Here is a 12,256-nt window from a genome sequence, read left to right as displayed (position 1 = left end):
CGCTTTTTCTCTTTGTTCACGACACACTTAGTTAAATTCCGGTCACATTAAAAATGAAGAAACCATTAATGTTCCGTGACAATGACCGGCGGAGGCTTTTGAATTTTTCGATTTCAGATCATTTTTTTTACGAAGCATCTGCGCCGCTTCTCAGTGGTCTGATCATGATGTCCGGCCAGTCCTTCTGCGGCGTCATGAACGCGAAGCTGATCCTGACCAGGAGAGGCAGGGCATGCGATGTCCAGGCGGACTGCCAGAGATGGTGTCCGTTCTGCATGCCGTAATAGGAAAAGGAAACTGCTCTCACACCGTGCGCGAGAATTTCCTCGTGAAACGGCGCTTCTTCGCCCGGGCATTCCGCCCGCCGGAAGGGCCGCCAGCGCAGGATGAAGTCATGACGGGCATTGATGCCGAAACCGGCCTCGATTTCATGGCTGAAACCGCCTTCTTCGGGGAGCCATGCGATCAGCCGCATCCGGTCGGAGACGCCGGAGAAGGCAGCGGTGTTGCCGGGATCGGAAATTTCCGCTCTTTCGATCAGACGATGCAGACTGTCTTCGAGCTCCTGCAGTTCGGTTTCCTGGCCGTAACGGCGTGTTTCAAGCGACCAGCCTCGGGTTCCGACGCCGATTCCTTCCCACAGGGTCACGGAGAGAAGTCCGAAGACCATCGTGACGATGAGGATTTCGAGCAGGGTGAAGCCCGCGTCATCCTGCCTCATTCCTGAACGGCGGCGGGGCGCACCGTCCTTCCTGTGAGTGTCATGGCGCGGGCCGCTCCGTCTCTCGTCACGGTGACGGAGATGGAAAAAAGGCCGAGTCTGTCGACGTTTCCCTGCGTTCCGGACAGAGCAATCTGCCGGATATCGACGGTGGAATGAAAATGATCCGCCACGGCATAGTTCTGTGTTCCCGGCTGTAAGGCCGGCATGGCAGTGACGGCGGCGAGCTGCGAGCGTGCGATGGACAGGGCGCGGAGATTGTGGTCGGCGCGGCTGCTGCCGGCCATACCGCTTTCCAGCGATTCCAGCTTGGCGCCGAGCGCAAAACCGGCGATCACGAGAGCCACGATCACTTCCAGCAATGTGAAGCCCTGCTGCCTGTCTGCTGCTTTTGCCGGTCTCATGGATCGGCTCTCACGGGTTCTGGCTTTCTGAGGCACTGATGCGTCCGGTGACCAGGCTGAACGAAATGACGCAGACCTGTCGGCCGAGAGTCAGCAGGACGGGCGGGCCGGAGGCGCTTCCGTCAGCGGTGAAGCGATAGAGCGCGCGCGGCGCAAAGCGGCCGTCCGGGAGGGGAAGCAGCAGCCGCACACCGGCGCCGATATGCTGATCGTGCGAGCTGCGGTCACGCCTTGTCATGAGGTGGCCTGTTGCGGCGTCGGCCTGGACCGTCACGACATCGCCGCTGGCCTGTGCGAGGGTCTGGGCGTCATGAAACACTGTCAGCGCGCTGGCCCGGGCCGCAGAGAAGGCGGCGGAATTGCTCCGCAGCGGGCCGCGTTCCAGCGCCAGGCCCATGAGCAGGCCGGCGATAACAAGGACGACCATGATTTCGAGAAGAGTGAAGCCAGATTCGGCAACAATCGCGGTTTCCCTACTGCGCGAGATCATTGAGACTCAGCATGGCGAGGAGGAGTGCCGAGACGATGCCGGCGACGATCAGCCCCATGATAATGGTGATGGCCGGGACCAGGATGGCCAGCAGGCGCTGGATGGTGACGCGGCTGGACTCCTCGTGAATATCGGCGGCTTTGAGGGAGATAGCGGCGAGCTGGGCGGTTTCTTCTCCGACTTTCAGAAAATGCGTCATGGTTTCGGGAAAGATTTTGCTGCGCTCCAGGGAGGAGGCGAGGCTCCCGCCTTCCCGCACGACGCGGGTCGCCTCGCTGATGCTGATCGCGCCGGCGGTGTTGCCGATGACGCCTTCCGTGATCCGCAGAGCGCCGACGAGCGGCACGCCGTTCCGCATCAACGTGCCGAGCGTGCGGTTGAACTGGGCGGCCATGATTTCCCGGAGCAGTGTGCCGACGACGGGGATGCGCAGCAGGGCGCGGTCGAAAGCGAGCCGGAGATGCGGCTTTCTCAGAGCGATTCTGACCAGTGCGAAGGCGACGATGGCGGCGGCGAGCAGGACGACGCCCCATGCAGTCAGGAAATCACCTGCCGCGATAACGATTTTTGTCGCGACAGGAAGGGAGGCGCCGTTTTCCGCGAAGAGGGGCACGAACTGCGGCAGGACATGGGTCAGCAGCAGGACGACGGAGAACACCGAGGCGACGATCAGGACGATCGGGTAGATCATCGCGGACTGGACGGTCGCCTTCATCCCGCGCTCGCGTTCGAGCAGGTCGGCGAGCCGCAGCAGGGCATCCGGGAGGGCGCCGCCGGCCTCGCCCGCTTTGATCAGGCCGACATACAGTTTTGAGAAGGTCGCCGGGGAGGCTTCCAGGGCGCTGGCGAAGGCCTCGCCGTCCCGGACCCGGTCTCTGAGCGTGTCGATGACTCTGGCGCTGCGGGGGCTGATCGCCGTTTCACCGAGAAAGCGCAGGGCTCTGTCGAGATCCAGGCCTGCTGTCAGCATGGTTGCGAGTTTGCGGGTGAAATCCGTGAGCTCTCTTCCGCGCAGTCTGGTTTCGCGTCCGCGCCCGAGAAGCGAGAGCAGTTCGCCACCGAGCGCACCGCCGCGGGTGGCCGGGGTGATGCGAACGGGCATGAGTTTCCGGCGGCGCAGACGGGAGATGACCTGAGCTTCGCTGACGGCGGTCATTTCCCCGTGGCTGATGACGCCGTCGGCGGTGACGGCGCGGTAACGCCAGCTGATCGCCTCATTGTCCGGAAGCGTCTGCGCCGGGTTCATGCGTCATGCCCGATGATGCGGCTGACTTCCTCAAGCGTGGTTTCACCCGCCAGCGCCACGCGCAGCCCGGCGTGGAACATGGTTTCCATGCCTTCCGCGACGGCGGCGCGTTCGATTTCGGTATGATCCGCGCCGGAGAGGATCAGCCGCGTAACCTCCCGCGACGGACGGAGGAATTCCGCGACGGCGCTGCGGCCGCGATAGCCGGTATGGCGGCAGTCCGGGCAGCCTGTGGGGTGCCAGAGCGTGTGCTGCGTGTCCGGGTCGAGCCCGAGTTTCTGCGCCAGTTCGGGGAGGATGGGTTCCGGCTTCTTGCAGCTTTCGCAAAGCTTTCTGACCAGTCTCTGCGCCAGGATGCCGCGCAGGACGGCGGTGATAAGGTAGTCTTCCAGCCCCATGTCGCGCAGGCGTGTCACGGCGGCGGCGGCGGAATTGGTGTGCAGGGTGGACAGCACCAGATGGCCGGTCAGGGCTGCCTGGACAGCGATCTGCGCGGTTTCGAGATCGCGGATTTCACCGACCATGATGACGTCCGGGTCCTGGCGGAGGATGGCGCGCAGGAGGCTGGCGAAGGTGAGCCCGATGACCGGGCGGGTCTGGATCTGGTTGATGCCGGCGAGCTGGTATTCGATCGGGTCCTCGACCGTCATGACGTTGCGTTCGCGGGAATTGATGCCGGCGAGGCCCGTGTAAAGCGTGGTGGTCTTGCCGCTGCCGGTCGGGCCGGTGACGAGCACGATACCGTTCGGCAGCTCCAGGGCGGCCTTAAATTCGGCGATGATGGCCGGGGCGAGGCCGAGGCGGCTGTAATCGAAGCTGACGGTGGTGCGGTCGAGCACGCGGAGGACAGCGATTTCGCCATGCAGCGACGGCACGGTGGAGACGCGGAAATCGACCTCATGCCCGCGCACGGCCAGTTTGATCCGGCCGTCCTGCGGCAGGCGGCGTTCGGCGATGTCGAGTTTCGCCATGATCTTGATACGGGAGATCAGCGCGGAGGTCATGCGCGCGCTCTGGCTGTCCACTTCGTGCAGGACGCCGTCATAGCGGTAGCGGACGATCAGCCGGTCCTCGAACGGTTCGATATGGATATCGGAGGCGCGGGTTTCGACGGCGCGGAAGATGATCTGATTGACCAGACGGATGACCGGGGCCTCGCTGGCGAGGTCTTTCAGCCTGTCGGTATCTTCCTCCGCGGGGTCGTCATCGGCGGCCGGTCCGGTATCGTCTTCGGTATCGTCTTCGGTATTGTCTTCGTTTTCCGGATAGAGGCGGGTCAGGGCCGCTTCCAGATCGGCGGGACGGGCGACCTCCCGCTCCACGCGGCAGCCTGTGGCGAGCCGGGCGGCGGCGCAGGTGAATTCGTCCAGCGGGTCCGCCATGACCAGGCGCAGAACGCCGTCCCGGCAGTCCATGGGAAGAGCGCGGGCTTCGTGCAGAAAACGGCTTTTCAGGCAGTCGGGCATGACCGGGTCGGTCACTGCCGCCAGGCCGGCGGCATCGATGACGGTTTTGCCGAGCAAAGCGGCGTAGGTGCGGGCGAGATCCGTTTCGCTGACGAGGCCGAGCTGGAGCAGGACGAGGGCCAGGGGCTGGCCGGTGTCGGCGACGACGCTGCGTGCACGCTCCAGGGCGCGGGGATCGCAGACACCGCGATCCAGAATGGCGTTTTCCAGACTGATGCTTTCCAGACTGGCTGCGCCGGAATGCTGTGCGGGAGAGGCGGGGAAGGAGAGGTCGTTCATGCGATGCGTCCCGCTTGCCGGGCGTGGCGCAATCGGCCACTGTCCCGTCCGTCATGACGTTGCTTTTCCTGGTTCCGTTTTTTCTCGCTCCCTTTATCGGCAGCTTTCTCGGCGTTCTGATCCGCCGGATTCCGCGTGGCGAACCCTTTGCGACGGGCCGCTCGCATTGCGAGCACTGCGGCACGACGCTGCGGCCGGCCGAAATGATCCCGGTTCTGTCTTACTGTCTGCAGAAAGGGCGCTGCCGGCATTGCGGGAGCAGGATCGATGCTCAGCATCTCCGGGTGGAGCTGGCGGCGCTCGGAGTGCCGGTCAGTATTGTGCTGTGCGGGCTGATGATGTCCTTTCAGCATGAGCTGCCGTTCGATGCGATCATGCCGGAGCCGGGTGTTTTCTTGGCCGACTGCATTCTTGGCTGGGGACTTCTGGCGCTTTCCTGGATTGATCTGATCTGTCTGCGGCTGCCGGACAGTCTGACGCTGCCTCTGCTGCTGGCCGGGCTGGCGGAGGGATTCATTTTCCACGGGCCGGAGGGCGCATATGACCGGGTACTTGGCTGTGCTGCCGGCTGGCTGATCTTCACCGCCATCGCCTGGGGGTACCGGCGGCTGCGCGGGCGTACGGGGCTTGGTGGCGGCGATGTGAAACTGCTGGCCGCGGGCGGGGCATGGCTGGGGGTGGCGCCACTTCCGTCCGTGATTCTGCTGGCGGCCATTCTGGGACTTATTGCTGCTGCGACAACCATTTTTCGTTCCGGTCGCTTCAGCATGACGGTTGTCGTTCCTTTTGGCCCCTGTCTGGCGGCCGCTGTGTGGATGGCGCGGCTGGTTCTGTCGGCGGAGTGAGTGCTGCGTCTTTGTGACGCGCGACAGACCGTGGATTTAAAAGACGGTTCTCTCTGAAACCAGAGAGATCGTTAACATGTCATAAATATATAACACGGCGATCCTGTCGCCCGCCCGGAGGCGGTGTTATCGAGTGCGCGCCGGCAGCCCCGGCGGTCCCGAAACGATTTCTCTGCAGGTGTACTCTGAAAACCGGCTCGTCCGAGACACAGTGCGATGACAGATAAACAGACATCCGCAGGCCGCGGGCTTTACGCCTTCGGGCGCTGGTGGCTCGATCGCATGACGGAACTGCTTCCCCGCACGCTCAGAGGGGAGAACAGGCAGGATCTTCGGGTGATGCTCCATGCCGACGGCACGATCGACGCGCAGGATCTTCATCTCTGTCGCCAGGCACTTTTTGCGGCGGATGGTGGCCGCGTGCGCTGGTATCGTTCGCTCTGGCGGCGCGCGCCGGATATTTCGCTGGTTCTGCCGCCGGGCAGCATTCTCTCCCGCGATGTGCCGCTGCCGCCGGCGGCGGCAGGAAACGCCATGCAGGCCATTGGCTACAGTCTCGACCGGCTGACGCCGTTTCAGGCGGATGAGGCTGTCTGGTCCGTCAGCCGGAAATCCGAAGCCGGCAGGAACGCCATGGCGATTTTCCGGCTGCATGTCGCGCCGCGCTTTCTGTTCGGGTCCGCGCTTGAGCTGATGCAGCGCGAGGGAATCGCGCCGACGCGACTCTGCATGGACGGGCCGCCGGGCGAGGCGGGGGTGATTCCGTTTCATGTGCCGAAGCAGAAGCATCATCCTGTTCTGCGTGCTCTGCCCGTTCTGGCGGTGATTGCGGCGATTGTTCCGTTCGTGGTGCAGCAGGTGCATCTCTTCCGACTGAATCATGCGATCAGCGCCCTGTCCGACAGGCGCGGGCAGGCCGAATCTCTCCGGCGCAGAATCGATTCCTTTACGGCGGGACCGGCTGAAATCGCGAAGGAGGAACACCGGACGGGATCGGCTCTGAAAACCCTGGCCGTGCTGACGGATGCTCTGCCGGACGGGACGTTTCTCACCACGCTGCGCATCCGGGAGCATCATGTCACGCTTGAGGGGCAGTCGCGGCAGGCGACACAGCTGATCGGCATTCTGGAACACCGCGCCGCTTTCACCGATGCGTCCTTTTCCGGTCCGGTTACCCGGACGGAAGACAAAAGTCAGGATGTGTTCACCATCAATGCCAACGCACCGGGCCGATATCACCGTGTCGCCCTCCCCTGCCTTTTATTCGCTGAAATTACCGGACGGACGCGAGGGCCGGCTTCTGGCGCTTGGCGTTACCTTCATTTTCTTACTTCTGGCCTGGCTTCTGATCTCCTCGCTTCTGGATCTTTATCGTGACGGTGCGGCGACAATCGACAGCCGGCATCTGGTTCTGGAGCATACCGAGGCGCTGGTAGACACCATTCCGGCGCTGCAGGCGAAATATGAGGAGGCGACGCATAATGCTCCGGGCAGCGCGCTGCTGATCAGCGAGACCTCTGACGAGACAGCGGTGGCCCGGCTGCAGGAGAGCGTGCATGACGTGGCAGACAGCGTGCATGTGGAGCTGAGCAGTCAGGAGCCTCTGCCGATTGTGCGCAGCGGCACGTTCGAACGTCTTGGTGTCCGGATTTCTCTTACGGCTTACTGGCCGGATCTTATCCGTCTGCTCAGCGTGCTCTCGGAGAGCACGGCGCCCAGGCTTCTGGCCGATGATCTCCAGGTTCAGGTGGCCGGTTCGTCCCGCATTGAGGACGAGGCGAAAAAGGGCCGGATGATTGACGCCACTCTGACGATCTTCGCTTTACGTGACGCTCCGGCCAAACACGCCGCCCGCAGTGTAACGGCTTCCTCCACTCCTTCTTCCCGGTGATGCGTGTGAAACACAGGTCTTTTTCCATTCTGCCTTTCCTGCCGCGCAAGGGTTCCGGGCGAGGTCTGCCCCGTCTGACGCTGCCGGTTCTGGGGATGCTGGCCGGCTGTTCCGACACACCACCGCATGTCACGCCTCTGCCGGTCTCCGGCGCGATCACCGGTCAGGTCGCCTCTCCCCGCGTGGACGGAGACATTGGCGGGCTGGAGGCGACGCATGGCGGCACGGTCAGCTATGGTCGGTTGCGTTCCGCGCCGGGACGGGGTGGTGCGTCCGCAGGAGCCGGCGATATCACGCTGAATTTCTCGGATACGGATATCCGCTCGGTGACGGATGAGGTGATGGGGCGGATTCTTAAGGTCAATTACCTCGTCGATTCCAATGTTCATGGCACCATCACACTGAAAACGGCCCGTCCGGTCCGGCAGGATGAACTGCTTGCCGTTTTCCGTACCGCGCTTTCCGGCGCGGGGGCGGCTCTGGTGGTGGAAAACGGGGTTTATCGCATAACGTCCGCGACGGCTCAGGGCGGCGGCGATGCTTCGGGCAGTCTGATCATTCCGCTTCGCTACACGTCGGCGGACAGTCTGGCGAAAGCGCTTCAGCCTATTCTGCGCAGTGGTGGTCATATCGTTGCTGCGCCGTCCGGGAATGCGGTGATCGTGTCCGGCGATCCGGCGACGCGGGCATCTCTGGACGAGCTGGTGCGCACGTTCGATTCCGATGTGCTGGCCGGTCAGTCCTATGCGCTTTTTCCGGCGACGAGCGGCAATGCGCAGGAGCTGACGCAGGCGCTGCAGTCGGCGCTGGCCAGTAAAAAGGGCCAGGCGCTGACGGACCGGATTCAGATCATGGCTATGCCGCATATTGAATCGGTCATGGTCGTCACCTCGCAGCCCCGTCTTCTGGATGATGCGCGGCGGGTTTTTTCCGTGATCGAGGCGGAAAGGCGCAAGACGATCCGTCACTGGAATGTCTATTATGTTCAGAACGGCCGCGCCAATGACGTGGCCTATATTCTGCAGCAGGCCTTTACGCCCGGTCATGTCACGGCGGTTCCGACATCGAAAATGCAGGCTCAGTCGTCGAATTTTCAGAACGGTATGTCAGGTTCCGGGTCTTCCGGCACCTCCGGGCTGGGAGGGTCGCAGGATAACGGGCTGTCCTCGCAGAACGGGCTTTCTTCCGATCAGGGACAGGGCCAGGGAAATTCTCTGACGGGCGGTTCGCAGAGCGGCGGGCAGAGCCAGCAACAGTCGGACGGTATTTCGAACAATCCGCTGCTGGGCGGGCTTGGCAACAGTTCTGACAGTAACAAATCGGAAGGCGGCGAGATCCGCATCATTCCGGACACGCAGAACAATGCGGTGCTTGTTTATGGCACGATGACCGAAACGGAAACGGTCGCCTCCATGCTGCGCAAAGTTGATATCATGCCGCTGCAGGTGCGGGTTGACGCGACTGTCGCCGAGGTCACGCTGAACGATGCGCTGAATTACGGCACGCAGTTCTTTTTCAAATCCGGCGGCATCAACGGCATTCTCAGCAATGCGACGCAGTCTCTTGGTGCTGCGAATCTTGTTTCTTCTCAGCTCTCCAGCAGTTTTCCGGGATTTGTTCTTGGCGGATCGGCGCAGGGCGGCGCGCCGTTCGTCATCAATGCGCTGCAGTCTGTCACCAAGGTGCGGGTTCTGTCCTCACCGGAACTGATGGTGGTGGATAACCAGCCGGCGTCCCTGATGGTCGGTGACATGGTGCCGTATCTGACCGGCTCGACGACGAGTGTCGTGACGGCCAATTCGACCATTACCAATTCCATCAATTATCAACCGACGGGTGTTATTCTTCAGGTGACGCCGCATGTCAGCAATGGCGGAACGGTGACGCTGGATGTGACCCAGAAGGTCAGCTCGGTTGCGTCCTCCACCACGAGCACCGGCAGCGGGTCGATCAGCAGTCCGACCTTCTCCCAGCGTCAGGTCACGTCGCGCGTGGTGATTGCTGACGGGCAGACGGTCGGTCTGGCGGGGCTGATTTCGGATAAATCGAGCCGTGGCAATTCAGGATTACCCTGGCTGAAGGATATTCCCGTCATCGGCATGCTCGGCGCCACGCAGACGAACACGCGGGATCGGACGGAGCTACTGATTCTGATCACGCCGCATGTGATTCACAGTCAGAGCGAGGCGTACGGGCTGACCGAGGATCTGCGGGCGCAGCTTCCGCATGCGGCGGTTCTGTCTCACGAGATGAACACCATGCGTCCGACGGGGTCGGCTGATCCGCAGGGGCGTTTCCTGAAAGCCGTCGGGCTGAATGACTGAGAGGAAAAAGGAGAAAGGGGCTGTCCGGGACGGTGGATTTGCGCTTCTTCTTGTTCTGTGGACGCTGGGGTTTCTGGCGCTGATCGGCACGCAGACCCTTGCGACCGGCCGTTCCTCTGTCCGGCTCGGGGAGCGGACCTTCCAGCGTGTCCGGCTTGAGACGCTGGCTGATGCGGCCATCACATCCGAGCTTTTTGGTCTCAGCACCGGACAGACCCGCCCTGCCCCGCAATGGCATGGCGGACCTGATGAAAGCGACACGAAGATTATGGTCCGTAGTCAGGCCGACCGGAACCGGGTCAATCCGGGTCTGGCGGGTCAGCCGCTGCTGGCGGCCGTGTTTGCCGCGGCGGGGCTGCCGGCGGATCAGTCCCGCACGCTTTCCGCCGCCATTTTTGCCTGGCGGACGCCGGGTGTTGCGGTCTCAGGCGGTCTCAGTGTTGCCGGCGGGAAGATGTGCAGACCGACCGGGGCGCTGTTTCACACCTTCGACGATCTGGCCGCTGTGCCGGGGATGACGCCATCCGTTCTGCACAGTCTGAAACCTCATCTGTCTTTTTCTCAGATTCAGCTCCCTGATCTGAGCAGCAACGATCCGCTGGTCCGGCAGGCCCTGACGCGGTCGGGGGTTTCGAACAGTCCGGACCAGAAACAGGATGATGACAGTATTGAGGATGAGACGCTGGTCAGCGTCGATGCGGTGGCGGCGCATGGAGCATGGCGTGTGAGCCGTCATGCTGAGGTGATTATTCTGCCGGATGCGCGTCCCGTTCCGTGGCGTGTCGTGCGCTGGGATACGATGACGCGGGATATGGAGCCGTTACGGGTTGCAGATCATGCCTGATCCTGAATCCGCTTTTCCGGATGGACCAGAAGAGCACAGATCGTAATCCTTTCCTTCCCGGTCAGAAGGAAAACGATAAATGAAGGGATGATTCCAAGGGTCGAGCGGAACTGTTGTTCCTTTCAGATACGGACCGCTCCAGCCTTCCGCTGAGGCGGGGCGCTGAATGAGGGCCTGCAATCCGTCCTCAGAGGCCGGATAGGTTCCGGTATCCAGCTTGTACATATCAAGGATGGTTCCGATCCGGGCGATCGACTGTTTAGCGACGGAGACGCGCGCTCCGCCGAGCTGGCGCAGGGCTGCCGGGGCGACAAGACCGACGAGCAGGCCGAGGATGGCGAGGACGACAAGGATTTCGAGAAGTGTAAAGCCGGACTCGGCATCCGGTGCATTCCGGGATCGGTTTTTTTCCGAAACTGGCATCTGATGAACTGTCTTTCTGTGCGGAGAACAGGTAAGCTCTTAGACGCAGGGAATGGCAGTGGACAGACGACGAATGTGAAAAAAGTCTGACATTCATAAAACTTTCAAATTCTTTAATCTCACGCGATCAGAGGATTGCAATGCCTGCCCCACTGCTTGCCTGCATGCTTGCCGCAGCCATCCGCTACGATATTCCGCCCCGTGTTCTTCCCAGTATCTGGCAGGTCGAGCGGGGCGCCATCGGGCTTGTTCACCGCAACAGCGACGGGTCGTCCGATCTCGGACTCATGCAGATCAACACACAATGGATAGAGCCGATCTCGAAACTGTCACGTCTGCCGGCGGTGCAGACGGCGGCGCGGCTCGTTTCCGACGGATGCTTCAATATTGCGGCGTCGGCTGTGATTCTGCGCAGTTATATCAATGAATCGCATGGCGATCTGATGAAAGCCGTCGGGGATTATCACTCGCACACGCCGGCTCTGAATCAGTCCTATCAGAAGCGGGTCATTGCGGAGGCGACGCGACTGTTTTCCGGGGGTGCGCGGACGGAGTGAGTGAGTCAGTCCGCGCGGGAAGCGTGGCCTCCGATTTGGCCGGAAAACACTCCGGCTATGATCAATGCATTCTGTCTGACACCGAGAGGAAGATAGGGCAGTGAATACGGCGCCGGACCGGCCACGACCCGCCCACCCTGATCAACAGAATATGCCGATCCATGACAGGGACAAATCAGATGTCGCTGCCGGCTGTCCCAGTCTGACACCAGACACGCTGCGTGCTGACAAATTGCTGAATAGGCAATAAAGCCGTTCATTCCGTATATGCCGGACTTCATAACCCATAGCCTGTTATAGGATGTCTCCTTTCGAACGTGCTTTCCATCCGGAGAAACCGGCCAGCAAAGAACCGGTCCATGTTCGTGCAGCACATCGTCAGAAGTGAGAAAAGTCTTACCAGAATCATCAATTCTCTTCAGGAGATCTCCTTCCTTTATTGTAACATTTGCGGCAATTGCGGCAAATGAAGTCCTCGCTCTACATGACAGGCTACATGCCAGGAGGCCAGCCGTTCTGCGGCGCATCAGCATAGTTTGTCCCGGAATTTCATTCTCTTTCCCAGAAAGTCACGTTCTGTCCGATTTCTTTGTCATATAACAGGCACGCTCTCACGCTAAGCTGATGATCAGTCATTACCGGCCGTGGGAAAAGTGTTGTCATAAAAGTGCCATGACAGTGTCATGGAGGTTTCACCCTGACCGGTGCGGTTACGGATTAACAGGCTGTCATCCTTAGCGCCCGGACAGAGGTCGATGACAATCTC

General features: G+C 61.5%; 13 protein-coding genes. 6 read left to right on the top strand and 7 right to left on the bottom strand.

The window, feature by feature from the left end; translation table 11 throughout:
* Positions 1 to 127 precede the first annotated feature (127 nt).
* The 5 genes from GOB93_RS17595 to GOB93_RS17575 are packed head-to-tail and all read right to left on the bottom strand — an operon-like array spanning position 128 to position 4,606.
* Positions 128 to 721, bottom strand: a complete 594-nt coding sequence (locus GOB93_RS17595; protein ID WP_173584768.1) for a prepilin-type N-terminal cleavage/methylation domain-containing protein — start codon at positions 719 to 721, stop codon at positions 128 to 130.
* Positions 718 to 1,125 (bottom strand): type IV pilus modification PilV family protein, encoded by a 408-nt coding sequence (locus GOB93_RS17590; RefSeq protein ID WP_173584767.1) that lies wholly within the window; start codon positions 1,123 to 1,125, stop codon positions 718 to 720. The genes GOB93_RS17595 and GOB93_RS17590 overlap by 4 nt, the downstream gene beginning before the upstream one ends.
* A 10-nt stretch (positions 1,126 to 1,135) precedes the next feature.
* Positions 1,136 to 1,615 carry a prepilin-type N-terminal cleavage/methylation domain-containing protein gene (locus GOB93_RS17585; protein ID WP_173584766.1) on the bottom strand — a complete coding sequence of 160 codons (480 nt, stop codon included), beginning with the start codon at positions 1,613 to 1,615 and terminating at the stop codon, positions 1,136 to 1,138.
* Positions 1,599 to 2,861 (bottom strand): type II secretion system F family protein, encoded by a 1,263-nt coding sequence (locus GOB93_RS17580; protein WP_173584765.1) that lies wholly within the window; start codon positions 2,859 to 2,861, stop codon positions 1,599 to 1,601. The genes GOB93_RS17585 and GOB93_RS17580 overlap by 17 nt, the downstream gene beginning before the upstream one ends.
* Positions 2,858 to 4,606 (bottom strand): GspE/PulE family protein, encoded by a 1,749-nt coding sequence (locus GOB93_RS17575; RefSeq protein ID WP_173584764.1) that lies wholly within the window; start codon positions 4,604 to 4,606, stop codon positions 2,858 to 2,860. The genes GOB93_RS17580 and GOB93_RS17575 overlap by 4 nt, the downstream gene beginning before the upstream one ends.
* Positions 4,607 to 4,659: 53 nt before the next feature.
* Here GOB93_RS17575 and GOB93_RS17570 point away from each other — a divergent pair, with 53 nt between their 5' ends.
* The 5 genes from GOB93_RS17570 (at position 4,660) to GOB93_RS17555 (ending at position 10,510) form a co-directional block, all read left to right on the top strand.
* Positions 4,660 to 5,451 carry a prepilin peptidase gene (locus GOB93_RS17570; protein WP_173584763.1) on the top strand — a complete coding sequence of 264 codons (792 nt, stop codon included), beginning with the start codon at positions 4,660 to 4,662 and terminating at the stop codon, positions 5,449 to 5,451.
* A gap of 216 nt (positions 5,452 to 5,667) precedes the next feature.
* A complete protein-coding gene (locus tag GOB93_RS21685; protein WP_242010881.1) occupies positions 5,668 to 6,828 on the top strand; it encodes a PilN domain-containing protein in 1,161 nt (386 codons plus the stop codon).
* A complete protein-coding gene (gene gspM, locus GOB93_RS17565; RefSeq protein ID WP_242010884.1) occupies positions 6,719 to 7,342 on the top strand; it encodes a type II secretion system protein GspM in 624 nt (207 codons plus the stop codon). The genes GOB93_RS21685 and gspM overlap by 110 nt, the downstream gene beginning before the upstream one ends.
* Positions 7,343 to 7,347: 5 nt before the next feature.
* On the top strand, positions 7,348 to 9,666 hold the full coding sequence (gspD, locus tag GOB93_RS17560) for a type II secretion system secretin GspD (RefSeq protein WP_173584761.1): 2,319 nt from the start codon (positions 7,348 to 7,350) through the stop codon (positions 9,664 to 9,666).
* The gene (locus GOB93_RS17555) at positions 9,659 to 10,510 is read left to right on the top strand and encodes a general secretion pathway protein GspK (protein WP_173584760.1); all 852 of its coding nucleotides are present in this window, start codon (positions 9,659 to 9,661) and stop codon (positions 10,508 to 10,510) included. Before gspD ends, GOB93_RS17555 begins: the two co-directional genes overlap by 8 nt.
* Here GOB93_RS17555 and gspG read toward each other — a convergent pair.
* The gene (gspG, locus tag GOB93_RS17550) at positions 10,487 to 10,933 is read right to left on the bottom strand and encodes a type II secretion system major pseudopilin GspG (RefSeq protein ID WP_173584759.1); all 447 of its coding nucleotides are present in this window, start codon (positions 10,931 to 10,933) and stop codon (positions 10,487 to 10,489) included. The two genes, GOB93_RS17555 and gspG, sit on opposite strands and share 24 nt — an antisense overlap.
* 140 nt (positions 10,934 to 11,073) lie before the next feature.
* On the opposite strand from gspG, the gene GOB93_RS17545 reads away from it, so the two are divergent.
* The gene (locus GOB93_RS17545; RefSeq protein WP_173584758.1) at positions 11,074 to 11,490 is read left to right on the top strand and encodes a lytic transglycosylase domain-containing protein; all 417 of its coding nucleotides are present in this window, start codon (positions 11,074 to 11,076) and stop codon (positions 11,488 to 11,490) included.
* A 5-nt stretch (positions 11,491 to 11,495) separates the two neighbouring features.
* Here GOB93_RS17545 and GOB93_RS22060 read toward each other — a convergent pair whose 3' ends face one another.
* Entirely contained in the window at positions 11,496 to 12,017 is a 522-nt protein-coding gene (locus GOB93_RS22060) for a QcrA and Rieske domain-containing protein (protein WP_277877318.1), read from the bottom strand.
* Positions 12,018 to 12,256 lie beyond the last annotated feature (239 nt).

The sequence above is a fragment of the Acetobacter musti genome (genome assembly GCF_011516835.1).
In the GTDB taxonomy this organism is placed as follows: Bacteria; Pseudomonadota; Alphaproteobacteria; order Acetobacterales; family Acetobacteraceae; genus Acetobacter; species Acetobacter musti.
The sequence above is the reverse complement of the archived record's forward strand: the minus strand, read 5'-3'. Positions and strand labels throughout refer to the sequence as shown.